The sequence below is a fragment of the Thermoanaerobacter brockii subsp. finnii Ako-1 genome (genome assembly GCF_000175295.2).
Lineage (GTDB): Bacteria > Bacillota > Thermoanaerobacteria > Thermoanaerobacterales > Thermoanaerobacteraceae > Thermoanaerobacter > Thermoanaerobacter pseudethanolicus.
This window is the reverse complement of record NC_014964.1, coordinates 918,677-933,028: the sequence shown is the minus strand read 5'-3', so window position 1 is coordinate 933,028 and position 14,352 is coordinate 918,677. Positions and strand designations below refer to the sequence as shown.

13 protein-coding genes and 1 other annotated feature are annotated in these 14,352 nt (G+C 34.1%); all 13 genes read right to left on the bottom strand.

Going from position 1 to position 14,352, the window contains the following annotated elements:
• Window positions 1-74: 74 nt before the first annotated feature.
• Window positions 75-1,487, bottom strand: a complete 1,413-nt coding sequence (gene ltrA, locus THEBR_RS04535; RefSeq protein ID WP_012268831.1) for a group II intron reverse transcriptase/maturase — start codon at window positions 1,485-1,487, stop codon at window positions 75-77.
• Window positions 1,488-1,926: 439 nt separating this feature from the next.
• Window positions 1,927-2,228, bottom strand: a binding site (T-box leader).
• 103 nt (window positions 2,229-2,331) lie between these two features.
• A complete protein-coding gene (locus THEBR_RS04530) occupies window positions 2,332-3,510 on the bottom strand; it encodes a CapA family protein (RefSeq protein WP_012269207.1) in 1,179 nt (392 codons plus the stop codon).
• A gap of 32 nt (window positions 3,511-3,542) precedes the next feature.
• Window positions 3,543-3,836, bottom strand: a complete 294-nt coding sequence (locus THEBR_RS04525) for a thiamine-binding protein (protein ID WP_003867682.1) — start codon at window positions 3,834-3,836, stop codon at window positions 3,543-3,545.
• Window positions 3,837-3,856: 20 nt separating this feature from the next.
• Window positions 3,857-5,047 carry a trans-sulfuration enzyme family protein gene (locus tag THEBR_RS04520; RefSeq protein ID WP_003867681.1) on the bottom strand — a complete coding sequence of 397 codons (1,191 nt, stop codon included), beginning with the start codon at window positions 5,045-5,047 and terminating at the stop codon, window positions 3,857-3,859.
• Window positions 5,048-5,136: 89 nt separating this feature from the next.
• Complete coding sequence (locus THEBR_RS04515) at window positions 5,137-5,937, bottom strand: QueT transporter family protein (RefSeq protein ID WP_003867680.1); 801 nt, start codon at window positions 5,935-5,937, stop codon at window positions 5,137-5,139.
• A gap of 134 nt (window positions 5,938-6,071) precedes the next feature.
• Window positions 6,072-6,842, bottom strand: a complete 771-nt coding sequence (locus tag THEBR_RS04510) for an S-methyl-5'-thioinosine phosphorylase (protein ID WP_003867679.1) — start codon at window positions 6,840-6,842, stop codon at window positions 6,072-6,074.
• Window positions 6,843-6,856: 14 nt separating this feature from the next.
• On the bottom strand, window positions 6,857-7,615 hold the full coding sequence (locus tag THEBR_RS04505) for an energy-coupling factor transporter transmembrane component T family protein (protein ID WP_003867678.1): 759 nt from the start codon (window positions 7,613-7,615) through the stop codon (window positions 6,857-6,859).
• A gap of 8 nt (window positions 7,616-7,623) precedes the next feature.
• Window positions 7,624-9,348, bottom strand: coding sequence for an ABC transporter ATP-binding protein (locus tag THEBR_RS04500; RefSeq protein WP_003867677.1), 1,725 nt, complete (start codon window positions 9,346-9,348; stop codon window positions 7,624-7,626).
• 10 nt (window positions 9,349-9,358) lie between these two features.
• A complete protein-coding gene (gene mtnA / locus THEBR_RS04495) occupies window positions 9,359-10,396 on the bottom strand; it encodes an S-methyl-5-thioribose-1-phosphate isomerase (RefSeq protein ID WP_003867676.1) in 1,038 nt (345 codons plus the stop codon).
• A 21-nt stretch (window positions 10,397-10,417) separates the two neighbouring features.
• Window positions 10,418-11,374, bottom strand: a complete 957-nt coding sequence (locus tag THEBR_RS04490) for an MDR/zinc-dependent alcohol dehydrogenase-like family protein (protein ID WP_003867675.1) — start codon at window positions 11,372-11,374, stop codon at window positions 10,418-10,420.
• A gap of 24 nt (window positions 11,375-11,398) precedes the next feature.
• Entirely contained in the window at window positions 11,399-12,139 is a 741-nt protein-coding gene (locus tag THEBR_RS04485; protein WP_009052489.1) for a GntR family transcriptional regulator, read from the bottom strand.
• Between the two features lie 16 nt (window positions 12,140-12,155).
• Window positions 12,156-12,803 (bottom strand): L-fuculose-phosphate aldolase, encoded by a 648-nt coding sequence (locus THEBR_RS04480; RefSeq protein ID WP_003867673.1) that lies wholly within the window; start codon window positions 12,801-12,803, stop codon window positions 12,156-12,158.
• Window positions 12,804-13,032: 229 nt separating this feature from the next.
• Entirely contained in the window at window positions 13,033-14,328 is a 1,296-nt protein-coding gene (locus THEBR_RS04475) for an amidohydrolase (protein ID WP_009052490.1), read from the bottom strand.
• Window positions 14,329-14,352 lie beyond the last annotated feature (24 nt).

Below are 14,352 nucleotides of genomic sequence, written 5' to 3'. Positions count from 1 at the left end.
GTAGGAGCTGAATAATTATTTTATTCAGCGTCCTCTCACACCACCGTACGTACCGTTCGGTATACGGCGGTTCATTAGGAATTGTGTACAATTAGATATCTTTGGGATAAACTCTTATAACCTATGCTTTCAAAGTATTTATTTGTAAGAGTCTTATTTAGGATTGGGCTATTGGATATTCTCCAGTAGCCTTTCCTTGTATTGGCGTATTCCCAGGCTTTTTGTTCTTCTACTCCTAGTTTTACTAAGTTATCATGCTTCGTTTTTATCTTCTTCCATTGTTTCCATATACATGCCCTTAGTCTTCGCCTTATCCATTCGTCAAGGGTTTTCATTATGCTTTTCGCGTCTGCTAATCCAAAATAGTTGACCCATCCTGTTGTTATTTGATTTAGTCTTTTTATTCTGTTTTCCATGCTTATTCCCTTGTTCCGATTGGTTATTTCTCTTACTTTTTCCTTAAACCTTTTGATGGATTTTTCATGGATTCTTATTCTTACTTCGTTTTCTTTTGTGTAGAATGAAAATCCAAGAAATTTTCTTCTCCATGGTCTATCTACAGCACTTTTTGCTTCGTTGACTTTTAGTTTTAATTTGCTTTCTATGAATTTCTTTATGCTCTTCATTACTCTGTTTCCTGCAGACCTGCTTTTTACATATATGTTGCAGTCATCTGCATATCGGCAGAATTTATGCCCTCGTTTCTCAAGTTCTTTGTCTAGTTCGTCCAACATTATGTTTGCTAATAGTGGACTTAATGGCCCTCCTTGGGGTGTCCCTTCTTCTGTTGATACTTTGATTCCGTTTATCATTACTCCTGATTCTAGGTATCTTCGTATTAACTTTAGTACTCTTTTGTCTCCTATCCGCTTTTCTAGTTTGGACATTATTATGTCGTGGTTTACTCTGTCAAAGAACTTTTCTAAGTCCATATCTACAACCCATGTGTATCCTTCATTTATGTATGCTTCTGCGGCTTTTATTGCGTCTTTTGCACTGCGTCCTGGTCTAAATCCATAACTGCTATCAGAAAATGTATGGTTGTAGACTCTATTTAGTATTTGGGCTATTGCTTGTTGTATTAGCCTATCTAGTGCTGTAGGTATTCCTAGTAGTCTTACTCCTCCATCTGGTTTGGAAATTTCTACTCTTCGCACTGGTTGTGGTTTGTATTTCCCCTCCAGCAGTTGTTGTTTTATGGTTGCCCAGTTTTCTTTGAGATACGGTAGAAGTTCATCTACTTCCATCCCATCGACTCCATGGCTTCCTTTATTTGCAACAACGCGCTTGTATGCTGCTCTCATGTTTCCTCGTTCTACTATCATTTCAAGCATCTTGCTGGTATATCTTTGTACATCGTTTCTTCTATCTTTTGACGCCGATGATATACTATGCACTTCCGTTGTCTTTTGAAATTCCATTTCTCTATTCAACGGATAGCCTCTTTGTTGAGTTGTCTGCAGTCTCTGCATATCTTTCGAGTCCATAAGATTTCCAAAACCTCCTAACGTTCGGCCCTTCCTTATCTATTCATGACTAGATAAGTACTATGACCTCTGCTGACTTCTCAAGGTTCAACCATACATCACTGTATGGGTTGTCACTTCAGAGTTCACTTTAGTGACTTATCCTTGAGACCTCCCCGGGTAAGAACGATAACTTTCATCTCATATATCTGCCAGATTTACTGTATGGGATTCGGGTAGTGTTGGACTTCGTTTTGTTACGCAAACTCATCCATCCCAATTCAGCCTCTTATCTGGTTCTTGTTCATCAGACCGAGATTTTGCCTTAAGCTTCCTTCAGATTCCACCTCACGATGGACACCCTTGCTCTTGGCTAGTGGTTCCCACTACCAAGCCCACAGCGGACTTTCACCGCCTAGTTATCGCCCATGCCGGGCGCACTTAAAAAAGTCACTCCGCCCATTGGGGCGAAGTGACTCGCGGTGCCACCCAATTTGTCCTGTATTACTAAAAAAAAAAAGCATTTCACCAAAAGGGCGAAATGCTCGCTTGTGCCACCTTTTTAACACAGGACCACTCTTTCGGGTACGGAAATTCCTCGATACCCTGTCTTTTTAACGGTAGACTACCGGATACTGCTACTTAAAGTTCGCATCTCACCTCACGGGCCCATTCAATATCAGCTACAGTACTCGGCTTCCACCCTCCCGAGCTCGCTTTGACTAAACGCTGATATCTACTCTTCCCGGTCATTGGTTTTCACACATATTTAAATTGTGTTATTTTAATTCTATAACGCATTAAATTATTTGTCAATATATTTTTATGCAAAATAAAAATAATTATGCAAATTAGCTGGTTCTAATTAGTCTTTAATTTTTATCCCATCACTACCTACTATGTCAGTTGTTTCTTGCCATACTTCTCTAATTCGCTCAAGTTCAGTACTTGATAATTCTTCACAATTTAAAAATTTCCCTACAGGCAATATTCTATATTGTGTCTTGCCTTCTTTTTTAAAGACTCTTACCCAAGTAGGAACATAACTTACTTCAGTAATACTTGTTTTATCATTTTTCTTAGTAATAGTGATATTTACAATTACACCACTATCTTGATAGCGATCTCTTTGATTAGATATAAAATTTCCCAATGAATATGCCACAAAAACTTCTTTTTCTTCTCCATCATCTGTAGTTATTTTCTTTTTCTCCATAGGCTGTATTACATGAGGATGTGTACCCAATATTATATCCGCACCAGCTCTAAATAATTTATCAGTTAAAGTTTTCCTTTCTTCATCAACCGTTCTAGCGTACTCCATTCCCCAATGTAAATACAAGATTACTATATCTGCTCCTTCTTCTTTTGCTCTATTTATATCTTTTAAAATTTTTTCTTCTTCGATATAATTTACCATATATTTTAACTTACCCCTATCAATGTGAACCTCCATACCATTTGTTCCGAAAGTATAAGCAAGTATCGCTACTTTTATACCTTTTTTATCAATAATTAATATTTTTTTGCTTTCTTCCTCATTTCTATAAGTGCCTGCATGAAATAGACCATATTTATCCAAAGCATTTAAAGTATTTACAACTCCAAATTCTAAATTATCTAAGCTGTGATTATTAGCAGTAATGACTACATTAAAACCTGTATACTTTATTGCTGGAATAATTTCCTCTGGTGACCTAAAACGAGGGTATCCAGTATAACCCTTTACGGGAGTACTTATAGTGGTCTCAAGGTTACATATCGCTATATCACTGTCTTTTATGTACTCCCTTACCTCCTCAAAGTGAGGGGTAAAATCATAGCTTCCATCTGGCTTTATAGCACTTTTAGCTTGTGGCATATGAACCATTATATCTCCTACTGCAGTTATAGTAATAGTTTTTATATCTTTCTTCTCTTCTGACAAAGCTCCCTTTGTAGGAATATCAGTACTTGTATAAAAGTTACACCCGCTCATTAAAAATAATAAGAATATCAAGAAAGCTAATATTATAAAATATTTTTTCCTCAAATTAAAAAGCATCAAATCAACTCCAAAGATAATTTTTCATCCTTTTAAAGATTCTCATATTTTTTTATCTTCTCGTCAATTGTAACTCCTTCCGGTTTATAATCAATTTTTACAATAGAGATGACCCTATTTGTACCTTCTTTTATACAAATTTCTTGTGCTTTCTTCACTATCTCTAAAAGTGCATCAAGGTCTCCTTCCATTGTAGTTTCCATTGGCCCTACTACATACTTCACACCTGTACTCTTTATATATTCTATGACTTTATCTACAATTGGATATATATTTTCTTCAGAAACTACAGGCAATACTTGCAGGCTTAAATTGACAATAGGCATTTTCTCACCTCAATATATCCCTAAATTTGATTAAGAGCTTGATCTAAATCCTCTATGATATCATTGTAATCTTCGAGCCCTACTGATATTCTCACCATACTTTCACTCAATCCAAACTCCACAAGTTTTTCTTTTGGATACCCTCTGTGAGTCATAAGGGAAGGTACTTCCACTAATGTTTCTGTATCTCCCAAGCTTACCGCTAACTGACACAATCTTAAATTACTTATAAACTTCTCTAAATTTTTGGTTCCTCCCTCTATTTCAAAACTTATGATAGCTCCGAATCCTCTCATTTGTTTTTTCGCTATTTCATAACCTTTAAAACTTTTAAGACCAGGATACATAACGTTTTTTACTTTAGGATGCGAATTTAAAAAATTTGCTACCTCTATTGCATTTTTTTCATGTTGTCTCATTCTTATACCTAAAGTTTTTATACCTCTCAACATCAACCAAGCATTGAAAGGACTCATTACTCCACCAAATTCACACATATAATCAAATTTTAAATAATGTATATACTTTTCATCTTGGGAAACTGCAACTCCCCCAAGTGCATCACCGTGACCTCCTATATATTTAGTAGCACTATGAACAACTACATCGGCTCCCAATAGAAGAGGATTTTGAAAATAGGGGGTAGCAAAAGTATTATCAACAACAATTTTAATATCTTTTTTATGACATACCCTTGCAACCTCTTCAATATCTATAATAGATAAATTTGGATTAGAAGGGGTCTCAAAATACACAACTTTTGTAGAGTCATCTATACTTTTTTCTAATTCGCTTATATCTGTAAGATCCACTATTTTATAATTTACTCCATATTTAGGCAAAATATTTGTCACCACGTTATAACTTGAACCATAAAGAGTCTTATGAATTATTACATTATCTTTGGGTTTTAAAAGAGAAAATAAAACTGAACTAATAGCGGCCATCCCGGAAGAAAAAGCTACTGCCCCTTTACCATATTCTAACTCCGCTAATCTGTTTTCAAATAATCTTAATGTAGGATTATTACCTCTTGTATAAACATAGTCTTGAGATTGAAAAGACATCACCTTTTCAACATGTTCAAGGTCATCAAAAACAAAAGTAGTCGTCTGGAAAATTGGAGGATTCAAAGCATTTTCAGGGTTTTTCTTAAACTCATTTCCATGAATTACTTTTGTGTCAAACCGATAGTTTTTATTTACTCCCATAGGACTTCCTCCTATAATTTAATCACAATACTCCATATCAATGACATACCGGGTATGCTCTTTAATTATAGCATACCCGGCTTATAAATTTATTGCAATAAACCAGAGAGTATAAATATTATTGTGCTTAATCCCGCTATTATTTGTACACTAAGAGAACCAGTTCCACCTGCTGCAAAACCTGCAGCAAACAAAGCCTGCCCTACTCCTACTGCTGCTGCTAAACCACCAAAAAGTCCTATGATTACTGCAAGCGTCATTATTATTGCAGCTACTCTTGCTTTTGCATCCGGTTTAGAAATATCTTCTTCCTCCATTATATCAGTCCACAATAAATTCCATTTCTTAATTCTTGGATACAAAATTAACAATAAAGGTATTCCTAATACAATTGAAGGAATAGAATTATTTACAGCTATTATAGAAGCTAAAGCCGCAAAAGGAACCATTTTAAGAAGGTCCAAACCCCATCCTATGGTAAGAGCACATGCAAAAGCTCCAATTAATGCTGCTACTATGTATGCAAAAACTTTTCTTCCAGAATTTAAGTTTGGTTCTAAGTCGTCTGCTTTCAACATTCCAAGATTTCTCCAAAGTTTATAAGGGACATAAGCCTGCATAAAGTTTCCTATAAATCCAAAAATACTTCCAACTCCCAGCGTACCAAAGAAATCACCTATTAAATTTCCAAAAGCAGAACCCCATGCCCCTGCAGGTCCAAAGAGTAATCCTAAAACAGGTGGTAAAGTATTAGCAGGTCTTATTTCTGTTATGCCAGGAATGAGGACAAAACCTTTGAAAGGTATTAAAACTGCTGCATATAATCCTGCACTTAAAGCAACTAAAACAACCATTTTAGTGTTCTTCCACATGCTAAAAATTTCCTTCACAACTCCAACTCCCTTCTTTTTAAATATTTATTTTTGCCATCTAACAGTTATACCCAAATAACTTTCCCACCTCCTTCCTTTTTATGAAAATATACCATAAATTTTGTCCTCAACTATAAAAATAATCAAAAATATTATAATTCAATCACTGCTCTATTACAACTACAGTGATTTTGATCTAATTTTTCTTCTAAAAAAACTCTTATAAATGTTTTTATCACTTTTTCTTTGTTCAATTCTAAAGTATCTTTTATTTCATGTAATGTTATACTGCCCTTCATTCCTGTAGCCCAATTTGAAACTATTCCCACCGCAGCATAGCACATTCCTAATTCTTTCGCTAAAATTACTTCTGGAACATTAGTCATCCCTACTACATCGGCACCTAAATTTTTATACATTCTTATCTCTTGTGCAGTTTCAAATCGTGGACCTTCAGTGCATACATAAACTGCATCTCCTTTTATTAATAAGTCTTCTTTTTTAGCAGCATTGTAAAATTTTGCCCTTAAATTGCTACAATAAGGGTCACTCATATCTACATGTCTTACCACTCCATCTTCCCCTTCAAAAAAGGTCAATGGTCTCGATTTAGTGAAATCTAAAAAATCTTTAAGTACTACAACATCCCCTGGCTCATAATTTTCATTAAAAGAACCAACTGCAGCTGTTGCATACACATATTTTACTCCCATTTGTTTCAATGCCATAATATTTGCCCTATAATTTACGAGATGAGGTGGAACTGCATGACCTTTCCCGTGTCGGGGCAAAAAGCCAATTTTTTCCCCTTCAATAGTCACAATATCAATTTCCACTTCTCCATATTTTGTCTCTACCAATTTTTTTGACACCTTTTGTCCTATTTCGTAAAATCCAGTACCACCAATGATCGCCTTTTCCATTTAAAATGTACCTCCTACATTTTGTATTTAACTTTGAAAAATATAGCAATTATCAATACTACAATTGCGATTGCTATTAGTATATAATCTTTAGCTGTATATTTTATTTCCAAATAATTTGTCCTCCTGTCGCTATATCCAAATCCTTTTGATTCTAAAGCCATAGCCAATATATTTGCTTGTCGTATTACAGAAATCAAAACAGGTATTAATAAAGGAATATATTTTTTGATTCTCTGAAGAAAACTACCTGTATCTAAATCTAATCCCCTTGATTTTTGTGCCTGAGTTATAGTGTAACTAGTAGCTACTATCATTGGAACCAATCTAATAGCTGTAGAAAAAGCAAAAGCAGGCCTATAAGGTATGCCTAATTTAACTAAGCCGAGAGATATTTCTTCAATTTTTGTAGAACTTAAAAAAATCATTCCTGAAATTATCATAATATCAAATTTTAATCCTATAGCTATGCCATAAATTATTCCTTCTTTTGTTATTGGCCCCCAAAGGCGAGTAGTTCCTGGATAAGTAAAGGCCCATAACAAAATCGACATAAGAGCAATCATAATTAAAATTACTTGTATGCGTTTAAGATTAGAAAGTACCTTCCCTATATAACCATATACAATTATCACTGCTGATAAGAGTAAAAGAACTGTTAAAGAACTAAACATGAGAGCTATTGCAAAGCTTACAAGCATAACGAAAATTTTTGTACGTGGGTCAAGTTTATGTAAAAAGCTATCTTTATCTAGATACAGAAACATATCCATTTTTTAATTTACCTCCTTGTGCAACTTACCATTTCTTCTACTGACAAAAAAGTTTTACCCAACCTATTACTCATGCTAACAATAGGAGGTGTTTTTAAAAAAAGTTGAAAAAATTTTTCGTCTTCTCTGAATACATCCCTTACTTTGCCATACATTTCTATTTTGCCATCTTTCATCACAGCTACTTTATGAGCGTACTCTGATACAATCCACATTGTATGAGTTATCATCACTATTGTATGGCCACTCTCATTCAATTTTTTCACTAATTCCATCATTCTCTTCTGTTCTTTATAATCTAACCCAGTAGTAGGTTCATCCAGAATAATGACTTTTGGCCTTGCTGCTAAAATTGAAGCCACAGCAATTCTTTGTCTTTCTCCTTTAGATAGTGAAAAAGGATCTTCTTTTTCAAAACCCTCCATATCAACAGCTTTTAATGCTTCACTTACTCTTTCCTTCACTTCTGCTTCAGAACACCCTCTCATACGAGGTCCAAAAGCTATTTCATCATATACGGTATCTGCAAATATTTGATGGTCGGGATTTTGAAAAGCATACCCTACATAATTTCCTATTTCAAATACATTCGACTTTTTAGTATCTTTTCCATATACTATCACACTACCACTGGTAGGTTTTAAGAGACAATTTAAATGTTTTGCCAACGTAGTTTTGCCACTTCCATTATGTCCTAAAAGTGCTAAAAATTCTCCTTCTTTTATCTGCAAGTTAATTCCATCTAATGCTTTTGTACCATTAGCATACACATGCTCTACATCTTTAACATCTATTATCACATCACCATAACTTTGTTCTCTTTCCTCTTCTTTCCTAAGAATTTCATTATACTTATCCTCGTCTATTTTAAGTCCTAATTCTTTAAACCTCTCAATCCCTTCTTCATAAGTAAGTGGTAGTTCTTCTCTTTTTAAAGAAGAAACTTGTAAAAAGTACTTGGGAATTTGCAAAGGCATTATTCCTATTTCTTCCATTAATTCTACTTCTTTGAGAATTTCTTCAGGTTTCCCATCTTTTATAATTCTACCTTTTTCCATTATAATCACTCTATCAGCATTCAACGCCTCTTCCGTTTCATGCTCTATTATAATCAGAGTCAAATCTTTATCTTTATGTAATTCTTTTGCAATATTAAAAATACCTATTTTGCCTATCGGATCTAAATCAGTAGTAGGTTCATCCATACAGATTATACTTGGCATACATGCTAACACAGAACCTATAGCTAATCTTTGCTTTTGACCACCAGAAAGAGTAGAAGGCTGTCTATCTTCAAGTCCTTCTAAATTAACAATTTTTAATATTCTCTCTATTCGTCTTTGTATTTCTTCTCTTTCTACTCCAAAATTTTCCGGACCAAAAGCTATTTCCAACCTTGTGTTTGTAGAAAATAGTTGTGATTCAAAATCTTGAAACACGAGCCCTATCTCTTTTGCCATCTTGCTTACTCTTGTTTCCTTTACTTTTATACCTTTCACTATAACATCTCCGCTATAGTGCCCTTTTGTAAAATGAGGGATGAGGCCATTTAAGCATTGCGCTAATGTAGATTTCCCTGCCCCACTTGGTCCCATAATCACTACAAATTCTCCTTTTTCAATTTCTAAGTTAATATTTTCTATTGCATTTCTTTCTTTTTGGTCTTTATATCTAAAAGTTAAATCCTTTATCACAATCTCCTTTGAATTAACATTTGTTTCAATAACTGACATCCTATCTCCCTCACTTTAGTTTTAATATATTTTCTTTATATGGAGGTTTAATTATCCCTTTTTCTGTTATTATACCCGTGATGTTTTCATGAGGAGTCACATCAAAAGCTGGATTGTATACTTCTATCCCCTCTGGAGCAATTCTAACACCGTTTATATGAGTAACTTCCTCAGGACTTCTTTCTTCTATTATTATTTCTTTTCCGCTCTCAATTTCAAAATCAATTGTACTGGTAGGAGCTACTACATAAAAGGGAACATTATATACTTTTGCAATTACAGATAACATAAAAGTCCCAATCTTGTTAGCAGTATCTCCATTTAAAGCAATTCTATCAGCTCCTACTAATATCACATCTATTTTCCCATCCCTTATTAAAGTAGCAGCAACACTATCAGCAATTAATTTTGCAGGAATTCCTTCTTGTACTAATTCCCAAGCTGTCAACTTACTGCCCTGTAATCGAGGCCTTGTCTCATCAGCGTACACAAATATATTCTTACCACTATAGTGAGCCTCTCTAATGACTCCTAAGGCTGTACCATATCCTACAGTGGCAAGCGCTCCTGTATTGCAGTGGGTTAAAATAACAGCATTTTCTTTAATTACTTCGTTACCAAACTTAGCCATTTTTTTATTAGTCTCTATATCTTCTAAATAAATACTATCTGCTTCCTTTTTTAAAGCTTGATATATATCTATTAGTTCTAACTCCTTGTTTTTCTCTATAACTTTCTTCATCCTTTTTACTGCCCACATAAGATTTACAGCTGTAGGTCTCGAGTTTGCAATAACTTCTAAGGCCTCCTCTATTTTTTCAAAAAATATTTCTCTATCTTCTTTGAGAAATTCTTTAGCTGCCAGCACAACACCATAGGCTGCTGCAGCACCAATAGCAGGAGCCCCTCTTACTACCATTTCTTTTATAGCAAAATTTACATCCCTATAAGTTTTGCATTCAAAAATCTCATAACTATTAGGTAATTTCCTTTGGTCAATTAAATACAAAACTTCGTTTTTAAACTCTATTGATTTAATTTCTTTCATTTTTTCACCTCGTCCTCTTCATTATTTTCGCAGATCTATAACTGCTTTTAATTTATTCTTTTTTGAAAAAGCCTCTTGATATTCCTCTAAAGAATAGATGCCACTTATCAAATAATCTGTAGAAATCAATTTTCTCTGGAGTAGTCTCAGGGCTGCTTCCATAGGTCCACACCGCGTACCTACCATTTTTATTTCATTAACAACCCAATCAGTGGGACTCAGAGTAGCAAGGAAATTGTAGGTACTTTTTAATATAATAGTACCTGTAGGTTTTACTAATTCTTGAGCTAATTGCAAACCTCCTTCATTTCCTGTACATTCAATAGCAATATCAAATTTATTTTTTAAACTTAGTCTATCTAAATTATCTAGTAAAATAATATTTGCTTTACTTTTTAGGTAATCCAGCTTTTCTTGATGCTTCCCTACCACATATAAATTAGCCCCAGTAAGAGCAACAACTTGAGTAATAAACTGTGATAATTTACCATCCCCAATTATTATTACTTTATCAGTGGGTTTTACGTGATACATCTCAATAATTTCTAAAGCTGCAGCAATAGGTTCCGTAAAAACTGCTTCTTCATCTTTGATTTCATTTGGTACAATATAAAGGTTTTTATTTGGCAGCGTAAGATATTCAGCAAAAGCGCCATCCTTATCCTTTATCCCTAATACTTTTCTATTACGGCAATGGTGGTAAAGTCCAATTCTACAAAGGTCACATTTACCACAGGCTATATTGATATCGCCTACTACTCTTTTTCCTATTAAATTAGGGTCATCAGATTCCTCTACTATTCCTACAAATTCATGGCCTAATATTCCCTTAAAATTCTTGTATCCTTTCATTATCTCAATATCTGTATTGCAGATAGAAGCCAACACAACTTTAATCAAAGATTCGCCTTTTTGGGCCTTAGGCTTTTGCAAATCAGTCCGCAGCTCTAACTTGCTATCAAAATGCAAGCCCCTCATTCTTATCCCTTCTTCCAACTTAATTTACCGACTTCGTATAACTTTAAATTTAAATATTTTTGGATCAAAATAATCTAAAGAATAAAATATAGTCCTTCCTTCTTTGTCATAATGTAATTGATAAAGCAACAAAAACAGGGAATTTTTATCTACACCTAAATATTGAATCATCTCTTCAGTAGGGAAAGTCGGTATAATTTCTGAAATGGCATATTCAATAATTATTCCAAACTCCTTTTCCATGTATTCAAACAGGGATTCAAAATTAATTTGATCAGGTTTTTTGTTACCAAGTATTTTTTTCGCAACTGTATCTACTAAAAAAGCAGCAGGTTTGCCATCAGCCGTTCTAATTCTTTTAAAAGTAATCACCTTTTCCTTTGGTTTAAGATTTAGTTTTTTCACCATATCTTTTGTAGGTATAGTTTCCTCAATACTAACCCATTTTGTTCCCGGCTCATATCCAAATTTTCTAATAATTTCTGTTATGCTATCCAAATATTCTAATCCACTCTTTATCTGTATAGGCTTTTTGTTTACAAAAGTACCCTTACCTTTAATTTTATATATTATCTTTTCCTGTTCTAAAAGGGCCAAAGCCTCTCTTATAGTATATCTACTAATCTTGAACATTTTTGTCAGTTGACTTTCCGAAGGTAATTTATCATCTGGTTGTAAATTTTCTTTTTCTATGTACTCCAATATTTTTTTCTTTACTTCTTGGCTTAAAGAAACAGACTTCTTACTTTTTCTAAACTCTGTCATACTATCCTTCCTAAAATTATTTTTTAACTTGTCCATAAGTTTTAAATTTTTCTAACATCAATTTCATCTCATCTTCAGAAAGAATTACCGGTTCTCCTATGGACTTTGCTCTATAGTACAACTCCGCAACATATTCAATCTGTTCACTTATATTAAAAGCATTTGGAAGGTCTTCGGCTCCCACTAGTAATCCATGATTAGCTAATAAAACAGCTTTTCTGTCCTTCATTGCTTCAAAAGCATTTTCCGCTAATTCTTTAGTACCAAAAGTCGCATATTTCGCACATCTCACATTTGGTCCAGCTAAAGCTACTAAATAGTGAACTGGTGGAAGGTCCCAATTTAAACAGGCAAGAGTAGTAGAATACACTGGATGTGTATGTATAATGGCATTTATATCCTGCCTATTAGCATAAAAAATTCTATGCATTTCATATTCCGAGGAAGGAGTTCTATCGCCTTCTATCCTTTTGCCATCTAAATCCATCACAACAATATCTTCCGGTCGAATTTCAAAATAATCCATTCCAGAAGGAGTTATAGCCATTAATCCTTTTTCTCGATTATAAATACTTAAGTTTCCACCTGTACCTTTGGTAAGATTAGAGGTTATGAGTTTTTTACCATATTCTACTATTTGTTCCCTTTCTGATTGCATTAGCAACGTCATCACCCTCGATTTTTAATCATTTTGCAGAACAACTTGTCTGACAAGTTGTTCTGAGAAAATTATATAGTATTGCAAATAAACTGTCAAGTTTGTTATTTAAACAATTTACAAAAAAAATTGAGGTATTCTGACTTATTGTCAGAATACCTCAATTTTTTGACAAACTTTTTATGCCAAATTCAAAAACTTCTTAAATGAGACCTTGTCTACAATCCAGAACACCTTATCTTTGTATCAAATTTTTTGCTCTTTTCTCCACGTTATACATTACTTTTTCCACATCTACAGTTTTTATTTCTCTATTTTCCATTATTATTTTGCCATTTATTATTACTGTATCCACATCTGATGCTTGAGCAGTATAAGCTAAAGCAGAAATTAAGTTGTGGTGTGGATAAAAATGCGGCTTGTCAATATCAATAATCACTATATCCGCTTTTTTCCCTACTTCGATGGAACCTATCTCTTTATCCCACAATAAAGCTTTAGCGCCATTGATTGTCGCCATTTTTAGAGCTTCCAAGGCCGGTACGGCAAGAGCATCGTAATTTAACGCCTTATTAATAGTGGCAGCAAAATGAATCTCTTCAAACATGTTTAGGTTATTGTTACTGGCTGGACCATCTGTTCCCAAAGCTACGTTTATTCCTTTTTTTAGCATTTGATCCACAGGAGCAAAACCACTGGCTAACTTGGCATTACTGGTAGGATTGTAAACTGGTGATACCTTCATTTCCTTTAATATTTCAGTGTCTTCATCGCTTACATGAACACAATGAGCTGCTACAGTCGGAACATCAAATACTCCTATGTCCTTTAAATGTTTCACAGGAGATTTTCCATGCTTTTGGAAACTTTCTTCTACTTCTTTTTTTGTTTCTGATACATGAATATGAATTCCTGTATTTAACTCCTTAGCCAATTCTACTACTTCCTTCAAATAAGAGGAGCTACAAGTATAAGGTGCATGAGGACCCACCATTACTTTGATTCTTCCATCCGCTTTATTATGCCAGGTATTATAAAGTTTTCGCGTATCTCTTAACTTTTCCTTATTTATTTCAGCGTCACTTTCTTCTATAATACCCCTTGTCAACACTCCTCTTATCCCTACTTCTTCTGTTGCTTTAGCTACTTCATCCATAAAAAAATACATATCGCAAAAAGTAGTAGTACCAGAATAAATCATCTCTATCATACTCAATAAAGAACCCCAGTAAACGTCTTCTGCTGAAAGTTTAGATTCAACAGGCCAGATATGTTTACTCAACCAATCAAATAACGGCACATCATCTGCATAATTCCTAAGTAAAGACATTCCCAAATGAGTATGAGCATTTATAAGACCCGGCGTTGCAATTTTTTTTGTTCCATCTATGACTCTGTCAACTTTTATATCCGGATTAATTTCTCCTATGTAAGTTATCGTGTCGCCTTCAATATAGATATTGGTGTTTTCCATAAGTGGCTGTTCTTCTTTCATAGATAGCAAAGCTACATTTTTTATAAGCAGATTCATAATATCCCTCCTAAAAATAATGTT

Coding starts and splice junctions, on each gene's coding strand:
- THEBR_RS04530 (WP_012269207.1), bottom strand. CDS start 3,510: ATGCTTTTTAATTTGAGGAAAAAATATTTTATAATATTAGCTTTCTTG.
- THEBR_RS04520 (WP_003867681.1), bottom strand. CDS start 5,047: ATGGGAGTAAATAAAAACTATCGGTTTGACACAAAAGTAATTCATGGA.
- THEBR_RS04525 (WP_003867682.1), bottom strand. CDS start 3,836: ATGCCTATTGTCAATTTAAGCCTGCAAGTATTGCCTGTAGTTTCTGAA.
- mtnA (WP_003867676.1), bottom strand. CDS start 10,396: ATGAAAGAAATTAAATCAATAGAGTTTAAAAACGAAGTTTTGTATTTA.
- THEBR_RS04485 (WP_009052489.1), bottom strand. CDS start 12,139: ATGACAGAGTTTAGAAAAAGTAAGAAGTCTGTTTCTTTAAGCCAAGAA.
- ltrA (WP_012268831.1), bottom strand. CDS start 1,487: ATGGACTCGAAAGATATGCAGAGACTGCAGACAACTCAACAAAGAGGC.
- THEBR_RS04490 (WP_003867675.1), bottom strand. CDS start 11,374: ATGAGGGGCTTGCATTTTGATAGCAAGTTAGAGCTGCGGACTGATTTG.
- THEBR_RS04505 (WP_003867678.1), bottom strand. CDS start 7,615: ATGGATATGTTTCTGTATCTAGATAAAGATAGCTTTTTACATAAACTT.
- THEBR_RS04475 (WP_009052490.1), bottom strand. CDS start 14,328: ATGAATCTGCTTATAAAAAATGTAGCTTTGCTATCTATGAAAGAAGAA.
- THEBR_RS04510 (WP_003867679.1), bottom strand. CDS start 6,842: ATGGAAAAGGCGATCATTGGTGGTACTGGATTTTACGAAATAGGACAA.
- THEBR_RS04500 (WP_003867677.1), bottom strand. CDS start 9,348: ATGTCAGTTATTGAAACAAATGTTAATTCAAAGGAGATTGTGATAAAG.